Origin of the sequence: Aeromicrobium sp. Leaf272, from assembly GCF_001422865.1 — a bacterium.
Lineage (GTDB): Bacteria > Actinomycetota > Actinomycetes > Propionibacteriales > Nocardioidaceae > Aeromicrobium.
Genome location: NZ_LMMY01000010.1, coordinates 214,937 through 234,050, shown reverse-complemented (window position 1 = coordinate 234,050; position 19,114 = coordinate 214,937). Strand labels below are relative to the sequence as shown.

The 19,114-nt window shown below is 71.6% G+C and carries 22 protein-coding genes and 1 tRNA gene; 15 read left to right on the top strand and 8 right to left on the bottom strand.

The features are described from left to right. From ASF38_RS06380 to ASF38_RS06370, 3 genes are all read left to right on the top strand, one after another. On the top strand, window positions 1–425 hold a 425-nt coding region (locus tag ASF38_RS06380), incomplete at its 5' end, for a GNAT family N-acetyltransferase (RefSeq protein ID WP_156366832.1). Window positions 426–504: 79 nt separating this feature from the next. Then, complete coding sequence (locus tag ASF38_RS06375) at window positions 505–1,431, top strand: hypothetical protein (RefSeq protein ID WP_056552510.1); 927 nt, start codon at window positions 505–507, stop codon at window positions 1,429–1,431. Window positions 1,432–1,493: 62 nt separating this feature from the next. Then, window positions 1,494–1,566, top strand: a tRNA-Ala gene (locus tag ASF38_RS06370). A 171-nt stretch (window positions 1,567–1,737) separates the two neighbouring features. Here the strand turns inward: ASF38_RS06370 and ASF38_RS06365 are convergent. The 4 genes from ASF38_RS06365 to ASF38_RS06350 all read right to left on the bottom strand — a co-directional run bounded on the left by ASF38_RS06365 (window position 1,738) and on the right by ASF38_RS06350 (window position 4,982). Beyond that, complete coding sequence (locus ASF38_RS06365; protein ID WP_056574483.1) at window positions 1,738–2,085, bottom strand: TraR/DksA C4-type zinc finger protein; 348 nt, start codon at window positions 2,083–2,085, stop codon at window positions 1,738–1,740. Next, window positions 2,082–3,212, bottom strand: a complete 1,131-nt coding sequence (locus ASF38_RS06360; protein ID WP_056574480.1) for a glutamate--cysteine ligase — start codon at window positions 3,210–3,212, stop codon at window positions 2,082–2,084. Before ASF38_RS06360 ends, ASF38_RS06365 begins: the two co-directional genes overlap by 4 nt. A 149-nt stretch (window positions 3,213–3,361) precedes the next feature. After that, complete coding sequence (gene ligD, locus ASF38_RS06355; protein ID WP_056574477.1) at window positions 3,362–4,303, bottom strand: non-homologous end-joining DNA ligase; 942 nt, start codon at window positions 4,301–4,303, stop codon at window positions 3,362–3,364. Window positions 4,304–4,376: 73 nt separating this feature from the next. After that, the gene (locus ASF38_RS06350; RefSeq protein WP_056574474.1) at window positions 4,377–4,982 is read right to left on the bottom strand and encodes a cysteine hydrolase family protein; all 606 of its coding nucleotides are present in this window, start codon (window positions 4,980–4,982) and stop codon (window positions 4,377–4,379) included. Window positions 4,983–5,072: 90 nt separating this feature from the next. On the opposite strand from ASF38_RS06350, the gene ASF38_RS06345 reads away from it, so the two are divergent. Then, window positions 5,073–6,578, top strand: a complete 1,506-nt coding sequence (locus ASF38_RS06345) for an FAD-dependent oxidoreductase (RefSeq protein WP_056574471.1) — start codon at window positions 5,073–5,075, stop codon at window positions 6,576–6,578. Between the two features lie 2 nt (window positions 6,579–6,580). Here ASF38_RS06345 and ASF38_RS06340 read toward each other — a convergent pair whose 3' ends face one another. Both ASF38_RS06340 and ASF38_RS06335 read right to left on the bottom strand, forming a co-directional pair. Beyond that, window positions 6,581–6,922, bottom strand: a complete 342-nt coding sequence (locus ASF38_RS06340) for a hypothetical protein (RefSeq protein ID WP_055969063.1) — start codon at window positions 6,920–6,922, stop codon at window positions 6,581–6,583. A 57-nt stretch (window positions 6,923–6,979) separates the two neighbouring features. After that, on the bottom strand, window positions 6,980–7,579 hold the full coding sequence (locus ASF38_RS06335) for a TetR/AcrR family transcriptional regulator (RefSeq protein WP_055969061.1): 600 nt from the start codon (window positions 7,577–7,579) through the stop codon (window positions 6,980–6,982). A gap of 65 nt (window positions 7,580–7,644) precedes the next feature. Here ASF38_RS06335 and ASF38_RS06330 point away from each other — a divergent pair, with 65 nt between their 5' ends. After that, window positions 7,645–8,214 carry a dihydrofolate reductase family protein gene (locus ASF38_RS06330; RefSeq protein ID WP_056574469.1) on the top strand — a complete coding sequence of 190 codons (570 nt, stop codon included), beginning with the start codon at window positions 7,645–7,647 and terminating at the stop codon, window positions 8,212–8,214. Between the two features lie 6 nt (window positions 8,215–8,220). On the opposite strand, the gene ASF38_RS06325 is transcribed toward ASF38_RS06330, so the two are convergent. Next, window positions 8,221–9,237 carry a DUF4349 domain-containing protein gene (locus tag ASF38_RS06325; protein WP_056574466.1) on the bottom strand — a complete coding sequence of 339 codons (1,017 nt, stop codon included), beginning with the start codon at window positions 9,235–9,237 and terminating at the stop codon, window positions 8,221–8,223. Continuing rightward, complete coding sequence (locus ASF38_RS06320) at window positions 9,234–9,812, bottom strand: RNA polymerase sigma factor (RefSeq protein ID WP_056552971.1); 579 nt, start codon at window positions 9,810–9,812, stop codon at window positions 9,234–9,236. Before ASF38_RS06320 ends, ASF38_RS06325 begins: the two co-directional genes overlap by 4 nt. A 504-nt stretch (window positions 9,813–10,316) precedes the next feature. Here ASF38_RS06320 and ASF38_RS06315 point away from each other — a divergent pair. The 10 genes from ASF38_RS06315 (at window position 10,317) to ASF38_RS06270 (ending at window position 19,079) form a co-directional block, all read left to right on the top strand. Further along, complete coding sequence (locus tag ASF38_RS06315) at window positions 10,317–10,520, top strand: Flp family type IVb pilin (protein WP_055969052.1); 204 nt, start codon at window positions 10,317–10,319, stop codon at window positions 10,518–10,520. 267 nt (window positions 10,521–10,787) lie between these two features. Then, window positions 10,788–11,465, top strand: coding sequence for a Flp pilus assembly protein CpaB (locus ASF38_RS06310; RefSeq protein WP_156364662.1), 678 nt, complete (start codon window positions 10,788–10,790; stop codon window positions 11,463–11,465). Beyond that, window positions 11,462–12,658, top strand: a complete 1,197-nt coding sequence (locus ASF38_RS06305; RefSeq protein ID WP_055969046.1) for a P-loop NTPase — start codon at window positions 11,462–11,464, stop codon at window positions 12,656–12,658. Before ASF38_RS06310 ends, ASF38_RS06305 begins: the two co-directional genes overlap by 4 nt. Before the next feature lie 2 nt (window positions 12,659–12,660). Beyond that, entirely contained in the window at window positions 12,661–14,046 is a 1,386-nt protein-coding gene (locus tag ASF38_RS06300) for a CpaF family protein (protein ID WP_055970252.1), read from the top strand. 4 nt (window positions 14,047–14,050) lie between these two features. Next, the gene (locus tag ASF38_RS06295) at window positions 14,051–14,986 is read left to right on the top strand and encodes a type II secretion system F family protein (protein ID WP_055969042.1); all 936 of its coding nucleotides are present in this window, start codon (window positions 14,051–14,053) and stop codon (window positions 14,984–14,986) included. A 1-nt stretch (window position 14,987) separates the two neighbouring features. Next, entirely contained in the window at window positions 14,988–15,866 is an 879-nt protein-coding gene (locus tag ASF38_RS06290; protein ID WP_055969040.1) for a type II secretion system F family protein, read from the top strand. Between the two features lie 290 nt (window positions 15,867–16,156). Beyond that, window positions 16,157–17,371, top strand: a complete 1,215-nt coding sequence (locus ASF38_RS06285; RefSeq protein ID WP_055969037.1) for an alkane 1-monooxygenase — start codon at window positions 16,157–16,159, stop codon at window positions 17,369–17,371. 1 nt (window position 17,372) lies between these two features. Next, window positions 17,373–17,654 (top strand): rubredoxin, encoded by a 282-nt coding sequence (locus ASF38_RS19685; RefSeq protein ID WP_082480484.1) that lies wholly within the window; start codon window positions 17,373–17,375, stop codon window positions 17,652–17,654. After that, a complete protein-coding gene (locus ASF38_RS06275) occupies window positions 17,651–17,818 on the top strand; it encodes a rubredoxin (RefSeq protein ID WP_055969034.1) in 168 nt (55 codons plus the stop codon). Before ASF38_RS19685 ends, ASF38_RS06275 begins: the two co-directional genes overlap by 4 nt. A 4-nt stretch (window positions 17,819–17,822) precedes the next feature. Then, window positions 17,823–19,079, top strand: a complete 1,257-nt coding sequence (locus ASF38_RS06270; protein WP_056574463.1) for an NAD(P)/FAD-dependent oxidoreductase — start codon at window positions 17,823–17,825, stop codon at window positions 19,077–19,079. Window positions 19,080–19,114: the final 35 nt, after the last annotated feature.

Below are 19,114 nucleotides of genomic sequence, written 5' to 3'. Positions count from 1 at the left end.
GCCGTCGGGCCCGTCAGGGCAAGGCCATGCCGTTCGCCGTGACCTGGAAGGGCGAGATGGTCGGCCAGGTCACCGTCAACGGCATCGCGTGGGCGTCGGCGCGCTGGGGCAGCATCGGGTACTGGATCTCGCGGCGGCACGCGGGCCACGGCATCACGCCGGTGGCGGTGGCGCTCGTGGCCGACCACCTGCTCGACACCGTGGGTCTGCACCGCGTCGAGATCTCGGTGCGACCCGAGAACAGCGCGAGCCTGCGGGTCGTGGAGAAGCTCGGGCTCGACGAGGTGGGGCTCGCTCGGGAGTACCTGCACATCGACGGCGCGTGGCGTGACCACCGGATCTTCCAGGCGCTGGCCGACGACCGCCCGGGGCGCCTCCTGGCCCGCGTGACGGGCGCGGACGACGCCCGCGAGCCGGTCACCTGAGTCACACCCGTCACAATCTTCACGCGACACACGGTGTGACCTGCGCCGATTCGTTCGGCGTCCGCCCTACCGTTGCGGCGTGGGTGCCAATGGACTGATCGTCGCGTTCGTCGTCGCTGTGTGGGCGGCGTACTTCGTGCCGCTCGTCCTGCGACGGTACGACGAGGCCAGCTCCTCGGAGTCCCTCGAGTCGTTGAGCCCCCTGAGTCGGGTCGTCTCCAGGCGGCGCGAGGCCGCACAGCCCGAGGAGGTCGATCCCGTGGACGAGATCGTCGACGAACCCGTCGTCCCGGCCGAGTCGGCCCAGCCCGTCGCCCCGCAGCCCGCTTCCTCCGCGCCGACGCGTCGGGCCGCGATCGTGGCCGCCCGCCGTCGCCGTCGCACGCTGCTGACCCTGCTCACGTCGCTGGTCCTCGTCGGCGGTCTGGCCGCCTTCTCGGTGGTCTCCCCGGTCTGGGTCGGTCTGCCCGCCCTTCTGGTCGTCGCCTGGCTCGTGGCCTGCCGCGTGCAGGTGCGCGCCGAGCGTGGCATCAGCAGCCCCCGCCGTGAGCGCGCCTCCCTCGCCTCGCGGCTGCCCTCCCTCAAGCGTGCAGCCCAGTCGGCGGCGTCCGACGTCGCCACGCGCTCGTCGCGTCGCGCCACTCCCGAGCGCACCGTCGACGACGAGCACACGATCGTGGTCTCCGGCCAGTTCGAGGACGTCGAGCCCGACCGCAAGCACGTCATGCAGCGCACGGAGCTCCCGGCCGACGCGCTGGAGGAGAAGCTGCAGATCGCGGTTCCGTCGGTGTCCACGTCGGGCACCCCGCTGTGGGACCCGCTCCCGGTCACGCTGCCCACCTACGTGACCAAGCCGCGGGTCGGCCGCACGGTCCGCACCATCGACTTCGACGCTCCGGGCACCTGGACGTCGGGGCACGTCGAGGGCGAGGACGTCGAGCTGCCGGGTGGCCGGACGGCCGGCGAGACGGTCGCGGAGCAGCCGCGGCGGGCGTCCGGCCAGTAGGTCCCGGTGCTCGCCGGGTCGGTGCGGAAGCGCCGGGCCCTGGTGCTAACCTGGATCGACCTGGGGCATTGGCGCAGTTGGTAGCGCGCTTCGTTCGCATCGAAGAGGTCAGGAGTTCGAATCTCCTATGCTCCACTCGGATGAGACAAGGCCCCCGTCACTCGTGACGGGGGCCTTGTTCGTTGCTGCGGGGGCCTTGTCTCATCCGAATAGGGTCTGGTGATTCGGGGAGGAGCGAGCTCTGCGAGCGACGGAGTCTCCTATGCTCCACGCTCGGGGCCTCGTCCCGCGCTGCGAACGGCAGCGCTATCCCCGACGCCCAGACCTGGCGCAGGTCAGGCAGGTGGTCGCGTGGGGATAGGCCTCCTGCCGCGCTCGCTCGACCGGACCCCCGCAGGACTCGCAGGTGGCGTACGTGCCGCCCTCCAGCCGCTGGAGGATGCGCTCCACCTGGGTGAGGAGCTCGCGGTCCCGCGCCTCGGCGAGGACGTCGAGCTCGGTCGCCACGTTGACGTTCGCGTGGTCGACCGAGTCGCCGCACTCCGGACCGGTGCGGCGGTGCTCGCGGAGGCGTGCGGCCAGGTCGTCCTGCTCGAGGAGCATCCGGGCGCGAAGCTCGTCCAGGTCGGCGGGTGTCCAGGTCGTCTCGCTCATGCCGAGGACGTACCCGACTCCGACGTCTCGACGCGTGCAGTCGCCAGCGACTGGCGCGTCCTCTCGACGACGTGGTCGGCCCACCGCTGGGGATCTCCGGCTGCGACCCGTCGTGCGCGGCCTGCCGCCCCTCCGTCCGCCAGGAGCGCGTCGACGTGTGACCGGACCAGGGTGCGGTCGCCCGCCGCCCCGAGCGCGTCGTCGACGGCATCCAGCAGGGCCTCCACCGCCTCGGCAGCGGGGACGGGTGTCCCGTCGACGGGGTGGATGAGCCGACCGGTGACCCCGTCGCGCTGCGCGAGCCAGCGCGCCGTCCGCAGGCGGGCGACGGACCACCCTGGGAGGTCGGGGACCTCCGCGACGGTCGTCACGAGCGAGCGGACCAGACCCGCGAAGGCAACGGCGTCGTCCACGTCGAGCTGCACGTCCATGACCCGGACCTCCACGGTCGGGGTCGCCCGCCCGACCCGGGCGTCGAGGTAGACCATGCCGTCGTCGATCGCCACGCCCGACGCCACGGCGGCCTCCACCTCACGGCGGTAGGTCGCCAGGTCGCCGAACGGCTCCGTGGGCCCTGCCGTCGGCCAGCGGTCCCACTGTCGGGCGCGCCACGACGCGAAGCCGGTATCGGCGCCCTCGCTGAAGGGGGAACCGGCCGACAACGCGGTCACGACGGGCAGCCATGGACCGAGGCGGTCGATCACCCGGACCGCCTCCTCGTCGTCCTCGACGTCGACGTGGACGTGCATCCCGCAGACCGCGACCGCCGGGAAGAGGTCGCAATGCCGGTCGGCCATCCACCGGTAGCGCTCGTGGGGCGTCACGTGCTGCGGGCGGCCCGCCACGGGGGTGGGAGAGGGAAGCAGCGCGGCGCCCACGGCCTGCGCGTCCGCCGCAGCGCGCAACCTGGCCTCGACGACGTGGGCGCGCAGGGTCGCGAGGTCCTGGGCCGGATCGGTCGTCGTCTCGACCTGCTCCAGGAACAGCTCCTGCGTCACGTCCTGCGGGGCGTCGTCGTCCCGGTCGTCGTCGACCTCCTGCACCCCCTCGGACCGGGGTATCGGCCAGGCGGTGCGCGGGTCGACGAGGTACATCTCCTCCTCCACGCCGATGCTGCGGATCGTCATCCGTGGTGCTCCTTCGTCGGGCCATCGGGACCGGTCGGCGTGGGTGCGGGCCCGCCCACGATGCCGGACCCGTGCCCAGGCGGGGTACCCGCGCCGGCGCGTGCGAAGCGCCGGACGCACGATCGTCGCGTGCGGGCCGCCGGTGCGGGTCAGGCGTCGGGGTCGTCGTCGACGTCGACCCCGTCGCGGTCCGCCCACTCCAGGAGCGGGGCGAGGTCGAAGACGGCGTCGTCGATCCCGGCGTGCAGGTCGCCGAGCCGGGCGAAGCGGGGCGGCACGGTCTCGAGGGTGAAGTCGCGCGGATCGACGTCCGGCACCTCGTCCCAGGTGATCGGGGTCGAGACCCGCCCGTCGGGCACGCCGCGCACCGAGTACGCCGCGGCGATGGTGTGGTCGCGGGCGTTCTGGTTGTAGTCGATGAACACCTGCGACGGGTCGCGGTCCTTGCGCCACCAGGTCGTGGTGGCCTCGTCCGTGCGCCGCTCCACCTCCCGTGCGAAGGCCAGGGCCGCGCGCCGGACGTCGGTGAAGCCGTGCTCGGGCGGGATGCGGACGTACACGTGCAGACCGGACCCTCCCGACGTCTTCGGGAAGCCGACGGCACCCAGCTCGTCGAGGACCTCGCGCGCCACGGCTGCGACCCGCTGCACCGTGGCGAAGTCGCACGCCGGGCCGGGGTCCAGGTCGATCCGCCACTCGTCGGGCTTCTCGGGGTCGTCGCGGCGGCTGTTCCAGGGGTGAAACTCGACGGTGGACATCTGCACGGCCCACACCACCGCCGCGAGCTCGGTGACGCACAGCTCGTCCGCGGTCCGGTCGTAGCGCGGGAAGGTCAGACGCACCGTCTCCAGCCACGGCGGAGCACCCCTCGGCACGCGCTTCTGGTGCACCTTGTCGCCCGCGAGGCCCTTGGGGAAGCGGTGCAGCATGCACGGTCGCTCGAACAGCGCGTTGACGATGCCGTCGCCGACGGCGATGTAGTACTCGACGAGGTCGAGCTTGGTCCATCCTCGTTCGGGGAAGTAGACGCGGTCAGGGTTGGAGACGCGCACGAGCCGGTCGTCGACCTCGATCTCGACCGCGTCCGTCACGAACCCAGACTGTCATCGGGTGGGGCGGGGTGCCAGGTGAGGCGGGTGCGCAAGCGCCGACGCCGGCCCGCGCTCACCCGTGTGGCCAGCCGTCGGCGGGATCCGCGACAGGTTGCCGGTACTCGTCCGCGAGCCAGCGGATCGCCTCGGTGTGCGCATGGGCGTCGTCGGAGGCGACCGCCTCGCCCGCCAGGACGACGGACAGGTCGTGGGCGTACGCGCTGGCAGCCGTCATGGCCACACAGGCCTGGGTCGAGACGCCGGCGACCACGAGATGGTCGACGCCGTGTCCCCGCAGCAGCGCGGCCAGCCCGGTACCGAGGAAGGCGTCGTCCCGTCGCTTGAGGACGGAGGTCACCTCCAGGTCCGCGAGCTCGGACACCCGTGACGCGCCCGGCGTCCCCGCCAGCGCGACCGGCTGCCCGTCCTCGCGCATGTTGAGGGCCCAGGTCTCGGGATCCTCGGGCAGCTCGGTCCGCACCTCGACGACCAGGGCGTCAGCGCCCTCGGCCAGGTCGATCCAGCGTCGCACCGCGCGCAGGAGCGCGGGCCTTCGCTCGCGCAGGCCCGGGGCGTCGAGGAAGTCCTCCTGAAGGTCGATGAGCACCAGTGCACTGCGGTGCACATCGGCGTCGTTCGTCGTGCGGTCGTCCCGCGAGGCTGCCGTCGTCTCGTCCACGTCGTCCTCGTACCCCGAGCGGCGTGGCGCATGCCCGTGCAAGGTCCGGGTACTCGTCGGTCGACGGTGTCCGTCGACGAAGGAGCACGCATGACCGCCCGAAGCCTCTGGGAGATCGAGCGCCCCAGCCACGTCCCGCAGTCCCGACCCGCGCCCGGGTCGGCGTACGACGACGTGGTGCTGGGTGGCGGAGTGGTGGGTCTGTCCGTCGCCACCGAGCTGGCCCACCGTGGACGACGGGTGACCGTCGTCGAGGCTCGTCCCGTCATCGGCGGCGGGACGTCGGGACGCTCCACCGGCAAGCTGAGCCTGCTGCAGGGCACGCGTCTGTCGACGATCGAGCGCCACCACGGCAGCAGCGCGGCGGCCGCGTACGTGCAGACCTGCCAGGAGGCTCTCGCGTGGATCGAGCAGGTGCTGGAGCGCTGGGACGTGCCGTTCCAGCGGAGGCCGGCCGTGAGCTGGGCCGCGCACGAGCGCGAGATCGAGGCCACGCGTGCCGAGGACGCGGCTGCGCGACGCGCCGGGCTGGTCACGCGCTGGCAACGCGCCGTCCCGGGCGGTCTTCCGGGGTACGGCGCCGTGGTGCTCGAGGACCAGCTGCAGGTCGACCCCCTGGCCTACACCGCCGCGCTGGCCCAGGAGGCCGTCGACGCCGGGGTCGACGTGCAGGTCGGCCGACGTGCCAGGTCGGTCGGAGGCGGTCAGCATCCCGTCGTGGCCCTGGACGACGGCACCGAGCTCACCGCCGAGCAGGTGGTCGTCGCGACCGGTCTGCCCGTGCTCGACCGGAGCGCAGCGTTCGCCACGACGAAGCCGCACCGCTCCTACATCGTCGCGTTCGAGAGCGACCAGGAGCTCGAGCCGATGGCGGTCTCCGTCGGCTCGCCGTCGTGGACGGTGCGCGGTGCGACGGACGCCGACGGACGTCCGCTCGTCCTGGTCGGTGGGCACGGTCACGCGGTCGGTCGATCCATGCCGGCCGGACGGCACGTGGAGGCACTGCGGGGCTGGGCCGGGGAGCACCTGGACGTCGGACGTGAGGTCGCGGCGTGGTCGGCGCAGGACTACCAGACGCCCGACGAGGTGCCGATCGTCGGACGGACGCGCGGGTCGTCGCGGGTCCACGTGATCACCGGGTTCGGCGGGTGGGGCCTGGTGGCAGGCGTGGGTGCGGCGCGCCGCCTCGCCCGAGCGGTCGCAGAAGGGGACGAGGTTCCGGTCGTGCCTCCGCGCCGGCTCCTGGGCGCTCGCGCCGCAGCAGCGGTCCTCGGATGGAACTCCGAGGTCGGCGCGCACATGACGTCCGGCTGGTTGGGCGCCCTTGGTCGGGCGCCGGTCACGCCCGGTGAGACGCAGGGCGTGGTCACGCGAGGTCGACCGCCCGTCGCCACGTCCGTCGTGGACGGCTGCACCCGGTCGGTCTCCGCCGTGTGCCCGCACCTCGGCGGCATCGTCCGCTGGAACGACGTCGAGGGCTCGTGGGACTGCCCGCTCCACGGGTCACGCTTCGAGGCCGACGGCCGACTCATCGAGGGACCCGCCACGCGTGGTCTCGCCCCGGTCCGCCCGGACGCCGACGAGTCGACGACCTGAGATCAACGGGTGTCGTGGGGCGGGCCGTCCCGCTCCTGGAGGTCCCGCCGGTCCGCGGTCCTGGCCTTGAGGATCGTCACCACCCTCGAGAGACCTGCGGCGAAGATCGCCACGGGCAGCACGGCGTATGCCCAGGGTCGGGGGAGCACGTCCCGGTCCACCAGCACGAGGACGACCACCACGGCGACCACCACGAGCGTGATCGCCGCGATCGTCCACCGCCACCAGCCCTCACCGGTCCCGCTGCCCCCACGCCGCGCAGGCGGGTTGTACCAAGGCCGCTTCATGCTGCCGCTCCAGTCGTCCGGCTCTCGCCCGTCGTCGCTCACACTGTCGTCGCTCACGGTCGCCTCCTCGTCGCGGTTCGTACCAGAGGTACCCGCGACGGTCCCGGCCACGCGTCAGGCGGGTAGGGGACCGGGCCGGTCGGACGGCACGAGTCGTTCGACGGTCTCGGCCACGTAGGCGTCGAGCTCGGCGTCGTCGACGAGGCCGGGGAGGGTGAGCGCATCGACCACCAGCCAGTTGAGGGCCTGGTAGAGCAGACGCACGGTGACGGCGTCGCCCGGCATGTGCCACTGCTCGTGGGTGCTGATGTTGCTCAGCAGGTCGGCCCGTACGCGATCGGTCAGCACGTCGCGGACGCCTTCGCGCCGGGTGGCCTCGAGCCGAAGCTCGAGCAGGGCGAGGAAGCCGGTGCGGTAGTCCACGATCCGGCGCACGGTGTCGACCATCAGCCGGACCAGCAGGTCGCGGTCGCGGGGAGCATCGGCGGGCACCACCACCTGGCTCGCGCCGTCGAGGAGCCGCTCGTAGACGCGCTCCCCGGCCTGGGTGAGCAGGTCGTCGCGGTTGCGGAAGTAGTTCGACGCCGTCCCGGCCGGAGCGTCGGCGCCGGCGTCGACCGCTCGGAACGTCAGGCCACGTGCTCCCTCGGCAGCGAGCGTCTGGATCGCGGCGTCGAGGAGCGCAGCCCGTCGAGCCGGGTTGGATCGTGCCACGTGGGACCACTCCAGTCGTAGTGCTACCGTTGAACCACTACGAACAGAGTACTCAGGGGGACCCCATGCGGAAGCTCGTCTACTACGTCGGCACGTCGCTCGACGGCTACATCGCCGGACCGGAGCACGAGGTCGACTTCTTCGCCCTCTCGGAGAAGATGCTCACCTGGATCTGCGAGCAGTACCCCGAGACCCTGCCGCACGCGTTCCGCGAGTCGCTGGGGCTCGCCGACGCGCCGAACCAGCACTTCGACACGCTGCTGATGGGACTCGGGACCTATCGGCCGGCCCTGGACGTGGGCATCACCCGTCCCTACCCGCACCTGCGCGAGGTCGTGGTCTCCTCGACGCTCGAGGCGCCCGATCCCGCCCTCGAGGTCGTCCGCGGCGACGTCGTCGAGCGGGTCCGGGAGCTGAAGTCGCAGGACGGGCAGGACATCTGGCTGTGCGGGGGCGGGCGGCTCGCCGGGAGCCTGCTGCCGGAGATCGACGAGATCGTCCTCAAGCGGTACCCGGTCGTGGCCGGGTCCGGGCGGCCCGTGGTCGACGGCCCCTTCCGGCCGGCGGCGTTCCGCCCCACGGACTCGGTCGCGTTCGACGACGGGGCTCTGGTCACTTGGTTCGAACGGGCCTGACAGCGGTCAACGCCTGCGGCGCAGCCAGCCGACCAGGCGCCAGAGCAGCCACCCCAGCAGCGCGACGCCGAGCCAGGGGAGCACGGCCCCGAGCGCCTCGACGCCGGCGTTGACGACGGCGACCAACGCGTTCCAGCCCGACTGCAGGCCGCCGACGAAGCCGCCGGGGTCGACCGACTCGGCGCCGTCGCGGGTGACGAGCTCAACCGACAGGGTCGAGAGGTCGACCTGGTCGCGCACCGCGCGCCGCTGGGCCTGGAGCGACTCCAGGTCCGCCTGGCGCTCCGACAGCGCCCGCTCGACGGCCAGCAGCGCCTCTGCGTCGTCCGCGTCGGTGAGGATCTCGAGCAGACGATCGACCGACGTGGTGAGGCTGCGGATGCGGGCGTCGAGATCGGCCACGCGGTCGGTCACGTCCTCGCGCGCGACGTCGAGCCCGGTGACGGTGCCGTAGGTGCGCAGCTGCGCCACCGTGCGGTCGACGGCGTCGGCCGGGACCCGCACCACGAGGGACGCCGACGTCACCCGCCCGCGCGTGCCGGACTCGTCGCTCGTGTACTCGGCCCGCTGGTCGATGCGTCCTCCGGCTCGATCGACCCAGGCAGCCAGGGCGTCCGCCACCTCCGCCGGCGCCGAGACACGCACGGTGGCGCTGCCGGTCGTGACGACCTGGCGCTCGGACTGCTCGACGTCGGGCAGCTCCTGTGCCGTGGCTTCGTCGGTGTCCACCTCGGTGCGGAGGCCTCCCGCGGCGTCCTCGGGCTGCTGGGGTGCAGCGGCGACGTCGGCGCTGCTGTCGGCGCCGGCCGCGTCACCCCCGTCGTCGGGTGCGACGAGGAGGCTGGTCCCGAGGCCGCCGATGACGACGACCACGCACGCGGCGGCCGCGCCCCCCACCACGCGCCGGGCGCGACGGCCGCGACGCGTCACGTCGGCGTCCACCTGGTGCATCACGCCCTGGCGCATCCGGCTGATCCGCTCGTCGCCGAGGCCGTCCAGCTCCTCGTTCCCACGTCCGGTCATGACGTCTCCCTCATCGCGCGCAGGTCGGCGCGGAGCCGGCCGCGCAGTCGGTGCAGACGGTTGCGGACCACGGCGTGGGTCACGCCGAGCTCACGCGCCGCCTGCTCGTAGCTGTGGTCACCGTCGATGCACAGGGCGTACAGCCGCTGGTCCAGCTCGCCGAGGGCCGCGACCGCGGCGTCGATCTCGACCCGAGCCAGCTCGGCCTCCACCGTCGACTCGACGTCGTCCCGGGCGGGGAGGTCCTCGTCGAGCTCCGCAGTGCGGCGTCGCGCCGCCTTGCGGGCCGCGTTCAGGGCCACCTGCCGGGCGGTCACGAGCAGCCACGGCAGCACGGAACCGTCCACCAGCCGGATCGTGCGCGAGCGACGCCACGCGACCACGAAGGTCTCCTGGGTGGCGTCCTCGGCCGCGTCGGCGTCGCGCAGGACGCGGAAGGCCTGCCAGTAGACGGCCCGGACATGCCGGTCGTAGAGCTCGCCGAACGCGTCGCGGTCACCGGTGCTCGCCCGCTGGAGCAGGCCGCCGTCCGTGTCGGCGTCGTCGCCGGTCTCGGACGTGCGGGGCCTGCTCACGGGGGCCTCCTGGCGGGTGGTCACAACCGGTACGTGTCGGTGGACGCCACATCGTCTCACCGTCGAGATCGGGGGGGTGCGGACATGGCGAAGGTCCCTGGCGGACCCTTCCGCGGTCCCGACAGGGTCGGATCGGCGGACCGACCGGACTAGTCCTTCGAGTCGCCGAGGGTCGACCGGCCGTGGGTGATGGCGGGCGGGCGCAGAAGGTGTCGCGCCGCCGTCGTTCGGCGAGGGGTCCGGCGCGCCGTCGAAAAACACTGGAAAATGAGGAAACGCACCGGCTCGGACCACGCCATGTCGTGTGTGTGGTGCGGTGGTGCCCCATCGAACCGGAGTGCTTCACACGGTTTCGTCCATAGTTCGTTGTGACCAGGAAAAGATGGCCCGTAACTTCCAGGACGGCCCGGGACTTTAGGCCTTACCTTCTTCTCAGGGAGCGCCACCAACAGGGGTGGCGGAGCAGTCGGTCACCGGCGGCTCACCATTCTGAGGGAGAACACCATGCACGCATTCAGCACCGTCCTCGCCTTCGTCGCCGGCCTCAAGGACCGCCGCGACGAGAAGGGCGCCACCGCCGTCGAGTACGGCCTGCTCGTGGCACTCATCGCCGCCGTCCTGATCGTCGTGATCGGGTTCCTGGGCGGCGACGTCCGTGACGCCTTCACCGGTGTCGAGACGGCCATCGACGGCCAGGCCGGCGGCTGATCGAGAACCTGGGACGGTGCCGCGAGCTCGGGCTCGCGGCACCGTCTGCTCGATCGTCACGAGCGGCCCTGAGGAACTGAGGCCTCAGCGTCGACTCTCGCCACCCACCGGAGAGGGAGCCCGGAGGGCGGCACAGCAAGCAACAGGGTGAGGGACGGTCCCGCGACGGGGTGCACAGGCATCTCGGGGCGTCCTGTCTGGCGTCCCCACCACCCCTCGCGGTCCGGGGTCATGGACCGTGCGCTTCACGAGAACAGGGAGATCTTCGTGAACAAGCAACTTCTGGCCATCGGTGCAGCCGTGCTGCTGGCCGTGCTCGGGTTCGCTGCCCTCTTCGCCTACGCGAAGGGTGCCGACGACCGGGCCTTCGAGGGGACCGAGCGCACCACGGTGCTGCGGGTCACCCAGGAGGTGGCGACCAAGACGCCGTCCTCCGAGCTGAGTGCGAGCGTCGAGGCCGTCGAGCTGCCCAAGGCAGCCGTCGTGCCCGGTGCCGTCACCGACCTGTCCGAGCTCGAGGGTCTGGTCACGCGTGGCGTGCTCGTGCCCGGGGACCAGCTGACCCCCGCCAAGTTCGCCGAGGCCGGCGACGTCAAGGGTGACGCCGCCGTGCCCAAGGGCATGCAGGAGCTGTCGATTCTGCTCGAGGGCCAGCGGATCGTCGGTGGGGCCCTGGCGGCCGGCGACACGGTCGGCGTGGTCGCCAGCTACAGCGGGAGCAGCGCCATGGCGGTCGACGGCGTGCCGGTGCTCAAGGTCGACGCCGGGGTAGGCGACGGCCAGAGCACGGCCGGCGCCACCGTGACGGTCGCGGTCAAGACCGCCGACGTCACGAAGATCGTCAACGCCATGGAGTTCGGCAAGGTCTGGATCACCAAGCAGAACGAGGACACCGACACCGGTGGCGGTGGCGTCGTCACGTCCGACGAGGTGCTGGACCGATGAGCCTCGTCCTGATCGTCGGCGGCGACGACGAGCTCGCCGCCCGGGTGGAGGCCACCATCGGCCACCAGTGCGTGACGCTCGGTGCCGACGCGTTGCAGGGGGACTCCACGAGCTTCCTGCGCGGCCTCGACCCCACCGTCATCCCCGACGCCATGGTCCTCACGTCCGCGGTGCCGCTCGCTGCGTCGATGGCCCTGGCGCGCGAGGTCGCGGCCGTCCGGCCCGACGTCGACCTGGTGCTGGTCGCGGCGACCGAGAAGGAGATCATGCTCGAGGCGATGCGGTCGGGCATCCGCGACGTGGCTCCGAGCATCGACGACCCGAGCCTGCTGGCCGGACTGCGGGCGCGGCTCGACGCGCGCGCGCCGACGTCGTCGGGAGACCCGCTCAAGCTGGCCCCCAAGACCATGCCCGTCGACTTCCGGTCCCGCACCATGACGGTGCTGTCGCCGAAGGGCGGGGTGGGCAAGACCAGCATCTCGACGAACCTCGCGGTGTCGCTCGCGCAGCAGTCGCCGATGGAGGTCGTGCTGGTCGACCTGGACCTGCAGTTCGGCGACGTCTCGACGGTGCTGGACCTTCGCCCGTCGCACACGCTCGAGGACGCCTTCGGTCCCGGAGCGCACGACAGCCTGCTGCTCAAGACGTACCTGACGGTGCACGACGCCGGCTTCTTCGTCCTCTGCGGCGCCGAGAGCCCGGCCGCGAACGACCACGTCACGGCGGAGCAGGTGAGCGCGCTCGTGCGACAGCTGCAGGAGCAGTTCCGCTACGTGGTCCTGGACACGGCCGCCGGACTCGAGGAGGCGACCCTCGGAGCCCTCGAGGCGAGCGACGACGCGATCCTCGTCTCGACGATGGACATCGCGTGCCTGCGCAGCGTCCGCAAGGAGATCGAGCTGCTGGGCGAGCTGTCGCTGATGCCGCCGTCGCGCCACGTCGTGCTCAACTTCGCCGACAAGCAGTCGGGCCTGAAGGTCAAGGACGTGGAGGCGCTGCTCGGTGTGCCGGTCGACCTGGTGCTGCCGCGCGCCAAGGAGGTGCCGGTCGCGTCGAACAAGGGCGTGCCACTCGTCGTCACCAGCAAGTCGAACCCCTTCGCCAAGGCGGTCAAGTCGCTGTCGAAGAAGATCTACGACCGTGCGCGCGCCACCGAGGGCAAGCAGGGCCACAAGCGGCTGGAGGTGGCGTGACCATGCGGCTGAGCGACCGCCTCGCGAGTGCGCGCGAGACGAGCACCTTCTCCTCGTCCGTGGTCGAGGAGGAGCTGGAGGAGGTCGAGGCCACCGGTGCTCTCGGTGACGCCTACGCGACCATGAAGGCCCGCGCGTCCGAGGCGCTGCTCGACCGGATCGGGGCGCGCATCAACGACCCGAGCCTGACCGAGGAGCAGCTGCACACCTTCGTGCGCGAGGAGCTCACCGCCGTCATCGAGGGTGACCAGCAGCTGCTGCTGAGCTCCGACGAGCGACGTCGGCTGGTCCGCGACGTCGAGGACGACGCGATCGGGCTCGGACCGCTGGAGCGCATGCTCGAGGACGAGTCCATCACCGAGATCATGGTCAACCGCTTCGACCAGGTGTACGTGGAGCGTCGCGGCCGGCTGACCCAGGTCGCCACCCGCTTCGCCTCCGAGGAGCACCTGCGTCGCGTGATCGAGCGCATCGTCAGCAAGGTCGGTCGGCGCATCGACGAGTCGTCGCCGCTCGTGGACGCGCGGCTCTCGGACGGGTCCCGCGTGAACGCCGTCATCCCGCCGCTGGCCGTCGACGGCTCGTCGCTGACGATCCGCAAGTTCAGCAAGGACCCGTTCACGGTCAGCGACCTCATCGGCTTCGGCAGCATGACCGAGCAGATGGCCCAGCTCCTGCACGCCTGCGTGCAGGCCAAGCTCAACATCCTGGTCAGCGGCGGCACCGGCACCGGCAAGACGACGCTGCTGAACGTCCTCAGCCGGTTCATCCCGGCGGGGGAGCGGATCGTCACGATCGAGGACGCCGTCGAGCTCAACCTCCAGCAGCCGCACGTGGTGCGCATGGAGGCGCGGCCGGCCAACATCGAGGGCAGCGGCGAGGTGACGATCCGTGACCTGGTGCGCAACTCGCTGCGCATGCGTCCGGACCGCATCGTCGTCGGCGAGTGTCGTGGCGGCGAGGCGCTCGACATGCTCCAGGCCATGAACACGGGCCACGACGGCTCCCTCTCCACGCTGCACGCCAACTCGCCCCGCGACGCCATGTCGCGGCTCGAGACGCTGGTGCTCATGGCGGGCATGGACCTGCCCCTGCGGGCGATCCGCGAGCAGGCCGCCAGCGCGGTCGACCTCATCGTGCAGATCCAACGACTGCGCGACGGGACGCGCCGCGTCGTGAACGTGACCGAGGTGCTCGGCATGGAGGGTGACACCGTCGTGCTGCAGGACGTGTTCACGTTCGACTTCGCCGCCGGGGTCGACGAGCACGGGAAGTTCCGAGGCCACGCCATCCCGACCGGGATCCGGCCACGGTTCAGCGAGCGCTTCGAGGACCACGGCATCGCGTTCGACCTGGAGAACCTGGTCCGTCAGGCGAGGGTGGGGTGACCCGATGCTGATCATCGGAGCGGTCCTCGTGCTCGCCGCGGTCTTCTGCGGCTACCTGGCCGTGGTCGGGATGCCGGAGACGCGAGGCACGCGTGGCCGGGTGGCCCAGTACGCCGTGCTCGAGCGCAAGCCGCTGCTCAGGCGGATGAACGACGGTGCCGTCTCGACGGTGGAAGGGGTGCTGAGCCGTCGAGGCTGGCGGCCGTTCACCTCCGACGAGCTCGAGCTGGCCGGCATGAGGTCGTCGGTCGCCGCGCTCGTCGTGCTCGTCCTCGCCCTCGGTGGAGGGACCTTCTTCGGGCTGGTGGCCCTGCAGCAGCCGGTGCTGCTCTCCTTCGTGGCCTCGCTGCTGGTGCCCGTCGTGGCCAAGGTGGTGGTGCGCGCCAAGGTGGGTCGGCGACGCAAGCGGTTCGCCGGACAGCTCGGCTCGCTGCTGCAGATGATGGCGTCCTCGCTGCGGGCCGGCCAGAGCCTGCCCACGGCCATGGACGCGGCGTCGCGCGACGCGGACTCGCCGATGGCCGAGGAGCTGACGCGGGTCGTCAACGAGTACCGCATCGGCCGTGACCTGGTGGACGCGATGGAGCAGGTCGCCGACCGGATGGAGTCCGACGACTTCCGCTGGATCGCCCAGGCCATCGAGGCCCAGCGCGAGACCGGCGGCAACCTGAACGAGATCCTCGACCAGGTGGCCGAGACCATCCGCGAGCGGCACCACATCCGCGAGCAGGTGATGGCGCTGTCGGCCGAGGGCCGGATCTCGGCCTACGTGCTGATGGCCCTGCCGATCGGCATCGGGATCTACTACTCGATGGTCGCGGCCGACCGCATGGGGGTCTTCATCGACTCGGGCATCGGCAAGCTCATCATGCTCGGCTGCGGCGTCATGTACGTGCTGGGTGGCTTCTGGATGCGGTCCATCGTGCGGATCGAGTTCTGACATGGTCCTGCTCGCAGCACTGCTCCTGCTCATGGCCCTCGGGCTGGCCCTCGTCGGCGCCGGCGTGGTGGCCGCGCCCGGAGGCGGAGCCGTCCGCAAGCGGGTCAAGACCATGACCCGCGTCCCCGACAGCGTGGCCGACAGCGGCGTGCAGAAGGTCGACGAGACGCGCGCCGACCTGTGGGAGCGCTTCACGCCGAGCACCCTGCTCAAGCGGCTCGAGCGCAATATGGTGCTGGCCGGCCACCCCGAGGGGTGGACGCGTGAGCGGGTGGTGCTCATGAAGCCCGCCGGCGCGCTCTTCGGGCTGCTCTTCGGGTCGATGCTCCTGAGCCGGTTCGACCACCCGCTGATGCCGCTGGCGGCGGCCGGGTCCGTGGTTCTGTGCTACTTCGTCCCGGACCTGCTCGTGTACAACTACGCGGTCAAGCGCCAGGAGGACATCCAGAAGGCCCTGCCCGACCTGCTCGACCAGATCGTCATCTCGCTCGAGGCCGGCGTCGGCTTCGAGGCGGCGCTGGCCAAGGCCGGCGAGCGCGGCAGTGGTCCGCTCAACGACGAGCTCGTGCGGCTGATGCAGGACATGAGCCTGGGCATGTCGCGCAAGGAGGCCTACCTGTCGCTCGCCGACCGGACGTCGGTCGACGAGCTGCGCGCCTTCTGCAAGGCCGTGGTGCAGGCCGAGGAGTTCGGCGTCTCGATCGCGAGCGTCGTGCGCAGCCAGGCCAAGGAGATGCGGCTGAGCCGGCGCCGTCGGGCGGAGGCCAAGGCGCAGCAGGTCCCGGTCAAGATCCTGATCCCGCTCATGACCTGCATCCTGCCGGTGCTGTTCGCGATCGTGCTGGGCCCGGCCATCGTCTACGCCTACGCCGTCAACTGACCACTCGGATCACAACTGAACACGCCGGCTCCCGCCGGCCCACAAGCTCCCCGGACCGCGGTTTCCCTGTTGCCCCGGTCCGGGGCCTCAGCGGGCCGTCCCCGACTCCCGTCGGGGGCGGCTCGCTCTGATCTCCCCGCTTGTCGTCGGGGCGCGTCCACCGGCGAGATGTGACGCCCACCACTTGACAAGAGCTAAGGGGTTGTCAAGCGGCTTGACAGTTAGTACCTTTCTGTCAAGTGATCCGCGCCGCACCCCGCAGCGTCGCGACCGGCAGCAGGAGGTACATCATGACGATCTCGGCCACCGTCGACGGCCGCACCGTCGAGTGGAACGACAGGAAGCGCCATCTGTGGATCATGGGCGCGATCATCCCGCTCATCCCGCTCACCATGTGGGGCATGTACGCCGCCACCGGGTGGAGCGGCGTGTGGTTCTTCGGACCGTTCTTCGTGTTCGTCCTCATCCCGCTCTTCGACCTGATGGCCGGGCTCGACCCGAACAACCCGCCGGACGAGCTCATCGAGGCGCTGGAGGAGGACCGCTACTACCGCTGGGTCACCTACGCGTTCATCCCGCTCCAGCTCGTCGGCTTCATCTGGGGCGCCTACCTGCTCGGCGGCGGCACGCTGCCCGGCATCCCCGACCCGCTGAGCGTCCTCGAGAGGATCGGGCTGGCCACGGGCCTCGGCATGGTCGCCGGCATCGGGATCAACACCGCCCACGAGCTGGGCCACAAGAAGGAGGAGCACGAGCGCTGGTTCGCCCGCATCGCCCTCGCGCAGACCTTCTACGGCCACTTCTACATCGAGCACAACCGGGGCCACCACGTGCGGGTCGCCACCCCCGAGGACCCCGCCAGCAGCCGGCTGGGCGAGACGGTCTGGGAGTTCATGCCGCGCACCGTCCTGGGCAGCCTGAAGAGCGCATGGTCGCTGGAGAAGAAGCGCTTCGCCCGGCTCGGCAAGAGCCCGTTCAGCCTGAGGAACGACGTCATCAACGCCTGGGCGTTCAGCGTGGTGCTGTGGGGCGCGCTGACCGTCGCCTTCGGCCCCGAGATCCTGCCCTACCTCGTGCTCCAGGCCATCCTGGGCATCTGGCTGCTCGAGTCGGTCAACTTCCTCGAGCACTACGGCATGAAGCGTCGGAAGCTGGAGTCCGGCCGCTACGAGCGGGTCAACCCGTCGCACAGCTGGAACAGCAACAACATCGGCACCAACGTGCTGCTCTACCACCTGCAGCGGCACAGCGACCACCACGCCAACCCGACGCGTCGCTACCAGGCCCTGCGCGACTTCAAGCAGGCTCCCGTGCTGCCCACCGGGTACGCCGGCATGATCGTCGCGACGTGGATCCCGGCCGTGTGGCGCCGGGTCATGGACGAGCGCGTGCTGTCGCACTACGACGGCGACGTGAACCAGGCGAACCTGCATCCGCGCATGGCGGACCGGTACCGGGCGCGCTACGGTTCCGCGACCGCCACCGATCTCGAGGGAGCCGCCTGACATGGCCCGCTTCATCTGCCCGAACTGCGAGTACGTGTACGACGAGACCGTCGGCGACCCCCGTGAGGGGTGGCCGCCCGGCACGGCGTTCGACGACGTCGACGCCGACTGGACGTGCCCCGACTGCGGCGTGCGCGAGCAGGTCGACTTCGTGCCCGAGGCCGAGTTCACCGGCAACGACCAGGACGGCGACATCATCAGTGCGGAGACGCGGGCCGCACGGGCCCGCGAGCAGGCGGAGCAAGACCGGATGGGACAAGCACAGCGAGGAGCGCAGCAGTGAAGGTGTGGGAGTGCCAGCAGTGCGGATTCATCTACGACGAGGCCCAGGGCTGGGAGGAGGAGGGCTTCCCGCCGGGCACGAAGTGGGAGGACATCCCCGACGACTGGACCTGCCCGGACTGCGGCGCGGCCAAGGCCGACTTCACGATGACGCAGGTCGGCTGAGTCGATGACCGTGACCACGGACCGCTTCGTGATCGTCGGCGCCGGCATCGCGGGCGTCAGCGCGGCCGGCGCAGCGCGCCTGGCCGGTTTCGAGGGCGAGATCGTCCTGATCGGCGACGAGCCGGAGCTGCCCTACCGTCGGCCCCCGGTCTCGAAGGAGGTCGTGCGGGGCGAGAAGGGTGCTGACGACATCCGCATCCGCAAGGCGGAGTGGTACGAGCAGCAGCGCATCGACCTCCGCACGGACCAGGCGGTCGCGTCCGTCTCCGTGGAGGACCACGAGGTCACGCTGGCCTCGGGCGAGGTGATCGGCTACGGGAGCCTCCTGCTCGCCACCGGCGGCTCGGCGCGCACGCTCGACGCCGTCACCACCGAGGCGGGCGCCGCCGGCGTGCGGACGCTGCGGTCCCTCGCCGACGTCGACGGCATCGTCTCCGCCCTCGGGCCCGGCCGGCCCGTCGTGGTCGTCGGTGCCGGGCTGATCGGGTCCGAGATCGCCGCCAGCGCACGGGAGCGAGGTGCGGAGGTGACCCTTCTCGAGGCCGCTGCGTCGCCGCTGTCGCACCTGCTGCCGCCGGCGCTCGGCGACTTCTACGCCGCGCTCCACGCCGAGCAGGGGACCCACCTGCACTGCGGGGTGGAGATCACCTCCATCGACGCCGGCACCGGGGACGCCGCCGGGCACACCGTCGTGACCGCCGCCGACGGCCGTGCGTGGTCCGCGCCCGTCGTGGTGGTCGCCGTCGGCATGGCGCCGAACAGCCGGCTCGCCGTCGAGGCCGGCATCGAGGTCGAGGGCGGTGCGATCGTCGTCGACGACCACGGCCGCACGAACGCCCCCGACGTGTACGCCGCCGGCGACGTCGCCCTGCTCCCGAGCGGGGTGCTCGGCGGGATGCACCGCGTGGAGCACTGGCAGGGAGCGCAGAACCACGGCGCTGCGGTCGGCAAGGTCGTGGCCGGCCAGGACCTGGCCTTCGACGAGGTCCCGTGGTGCTGGTCCGACCAGTACGGGCACACGCTGCAGGTGACGGGCTGGCCGGCTGCTGGCCACGACGTCGCCCTGCGCGGCTCGCTCGAGGCCCGCGACTTCACCGCGTTCTACCTCGACGGCGGCGTGCTGCGCGGTGCCGTGGCGCTCGGCCGCCCGGCCGACGTGCGGCTCGCGCGCCGGTGGATCGCCGAGGGCGCGCGGCCCGAGCCCGGGCTGCTCGTCGAGTCCGACGATCTCGCGGAGGCACTCACCGAGGTACCGGCGTGACCGTCGCCGCCGACCTTGGCGCAGCGACGTACGGT

Coding starts and splice junctions, on each gene's coding strand:
- ASF38_RS06285 (WP_055969037.1), top strand. CDS start 16,157: ATGACGATCTCGGCCACCGTCGACGGCCGCACCGTCGAGTGGAACGAC.
- ASF38_RS06300 (WP_055970252.1), top strand. CDS start 12,661: ATGCGGCTGAGCGACCGCCTCGCGAGTGCGCGCGAGACGAGCACCTTC.
- ASF38_RS06365 (WP_056574483.1), bottom strand. CDS start 2,085: ATGAGCGAGACGACCTGGACACCCGCCGACCTGGACGAGCTTCGCGCC.
- ASF38_RS06325 (WP_056574466.1), bottom strand. CDS start 9,237: ATGACCGGACGTGGGAACGAGGAGCTGGACGGCCTCGGCGACGAGCGG.
- ASF38_RS06330 (WP_056574469.1), top strand. CDS start 7,645: ATGCGGAAGCTCGTCTACTACGTCGGCACGTCGCTCGACGGCTACATC.
- ASF38_RS06295 (WP_055969042.1), top strand. CDS start 14,051: ATGCTGATCATCGGAGCGGTCCTCGTGCTCGCCGCGGTCTTCTGCGGC.
- ASF38_RS06360 (WP_056574480.1), bottom strand. CDS start 3,212: ATGACGATCCGCAGCATCGGCGTGGAGGAGGAGATGTACCTCGTCGAC.
- ASF38_RS06345 (WP_056574471.1), top strand. CDS start 5,073: ATGACCGCCCGAAGCCTCTGGGAGATCGAGCGCCCCAGCCACGTCCCG.
- ASF38_RS06305 (WP_055969046.1), top strand. CDS start 11,462: ATGAGCCTCGTCCTGATCGTCGGCGGCGACGACGAGCTCGCCGCCCGG.
- ASF38_RS19685 (WP_082480484.1), top strand. CDS start 17,373: ATGGCCCGCTTCATCTGCCCGAACTGCGAGTACGTGTACGACGAGACC.
- ASF38_RS06290 (WP_055969040.1), top strand. CDS start 14,988: ATGGTCCTGCTCGCAGCACTGCTCCTGCTCATGGCCCTCGGGCTGGCC.
- ASF38_RS06270 (WP_056574463.1), top strand. CDS start 17,823: ATGACCGTGACCACGGACCGCTTCGTGATCGTCGGCGCCGGCATCGCG.
- ASF38_RS06315 (WP_055969052.1), top strand. CDS start 10,317: ATGCACGCATTCAGCACCGTCCTCGCCTTCGTCGCCGGCCTCAAGGAC.